Source organism: Pseudolysinimonas sp. (assembly GCF_031389465.1).
Lineage (GTDB): Bacteria > Actinomycetota > Actinomycetes > Actinomycetales > Microbacteriaceae > Pseudolysinimonas_A.
Genome location: NZ_JANMSQ010000215.1, coordinates 1 through 1,836, shown reverse-complemented (window position 1 = coordinate 1,836; position 1,836 = coordinate 1). Strand labels below are relative to the sequence as shown.

At 71.8% G+C, this 1,836-nt stretch carries 2 protein-coding genes; both read right to left on the bottom strand.

The genetic code is table 11. From position 1 onward, the window contains the following. On the bottom strand, positions 1–1,234 hold a 1,234-nt coding region (locus RMO30_RS08680), incomplete at its 3' end, for a cystathionine beta-synthase (protein WP_309712062.1). 237 nt (positions 1,235–1,471) lie between these two features. Beyond that, positions 1,472–1,836 (bottom strand): Bax inhibitor-1/YccA family protein (locus RMO30_RS08675; RefSeq protein WP_309712059.1); only part of this gene is annotated, 365 nt, incomplete at its 5' end.

The following is a 1,836-nucleotide window of genomic DNA, read 5'->3' as shown; positions in this document are numbered from 1 at the left end:
GCGACGCCGCGCCCGAGAAGACGAGGTCCGTGAGGTCGCGCTCGCTCACCGCGCCGGCGACCTCGCCGAGCATCACGGGCGGCTCGGCCTTGACCACGGGCATCTGCGAGACGCCGTACTTCTGCAGGATCTCGATGGCGTCGCGCACGGTCTCGGTCGGGTGGGTGTGCACCAGCTCGGGCAGGTCGCCGGTCTTGGTGCGCAGCACGTCCGCGACGCTGGCGCCCTCGCCCGCGCTGAGAAACCCGTAGGACCGCATCCACGGGTCGCTGAAGATCTTCGAGAGGTAGCCGCGGCCGCCGTCGGGCAGGAGCACGACGATGACGAGCCCGGCTGGCGGCGCGGCGCCGTCGGCGGTACCCGGGGTCTGCAGGCGTTCGGCGAGGCGCAGGGCCGCGACGACGGCCATCCCGGACGAGCCGCCGACGAGCAGCCCCTCCTCGCGTGCGAGCCGCCGGGTCATCGCGAACGAGTCCGCGTCGGAGACGGCGATGATCTCGTCCGGCACGGTCGGGTCGTAGGCGGCCGGCCAGAAGTCCTCGCCGACGCCCTCGACGAGGTATGGGCGACCGTCCCCGCCGGAGTACACGGAACCCGCCGGGTCCGCGCCGACGACGTACACGCCGCCGCCGTCCCGGCCCGCGCTCGCGTCCTTGAGGAACCGCCCGGTGCCGGAGATGGTGCCGCCGGTGCCGACGCCCGCGACGAAGTGCGTGAGCAGGCCGTCCGTGTCCGCCCAGATCTCGGGCCCGGTCGTCTCGTAGTGGCTGGCCGGACCGTTCGGGTTGGCGTACTGGTTCGGCTTCCAGGCACCCTCGATCTCGGTGACCAGCCGGTCGGAGACGGAGTAGTAGGAGTCCGGGTGGTCGGGCGCGACGGCGGTGGGGGTCACCACGACGCGGGCACCGTAGGCGGTGAGGACGTCGCGCTTGTCCTGGGAGACCTTGTCGGGGCACACGAAGACGCAGGAGTAGCCCTTGCGCTGGGCAATCAGCGCGAGGCCGACGCCGGTGTTGCCGCTCGTCGGCTCCACGATCGTGCCGCCGGCTCGGAGCTCACCGCTGGCCTCGGCCGCCTCGATCATCTTCAGCGCGATGCGGTCCTTCACCGACCCGCCGGGGCTGAGGTACTCGACCTTGACCAGGACGGTCGCGGACAGCCCGCGCGTGACGGACGTGAGCTTGACGAGGGGGGTGTTTCCGACGAGCTCGGAGATGTGCTGGGCGTACTTCATCGCGGGCGAGCGCTCCGATCAGGGGCGTGCACAGATGCGACGCCGCGGGTCGCGAGGGCCGCCAGGTGTCCGATGGTAGCGGCGCGCCCCGCCACCCCCGCCCACCGACGCGGCGTCCGCACTCCGCAGGCCCAGCGCCCCACCGAACGCGGACGCTCACCGCAAGACACCGCAGCGTCCGCACTCCGCGGGCCCAGGGCCCCACGGAACGCGGACGCTGCGTAAGGGAGTTGGGGGCTAGTTGCTGCCGCGAAGGATCGCGATCAGCCGCAGGAACTCCAGGTACATCCACACGAGGGTGACGACCAGGCCGAAGGCCGCGGTCCAGGCGAACTTCGCGGGCACGCCTTGCTCGACCCCGCGCTTGATGGAGTCGAAGTCGACAATCAGCATGGCCGCGGCCAGCCCGACGGCGAACAGCCCGACGATGACGCCGAGGGTGCCGCCGCGCAGGGGTCCGAACGCGCCGTCGCCGCCGATGCTCAGGGCTCCCAGGACGAGATTGACGACCGAGAACACCAGGTAGCCGACCATGGCGATCAGCAGCCAGCGCGTGAACTTGGGCGTCACCCGCACCCTGCCCGAGCGGAACAGCACCAGGC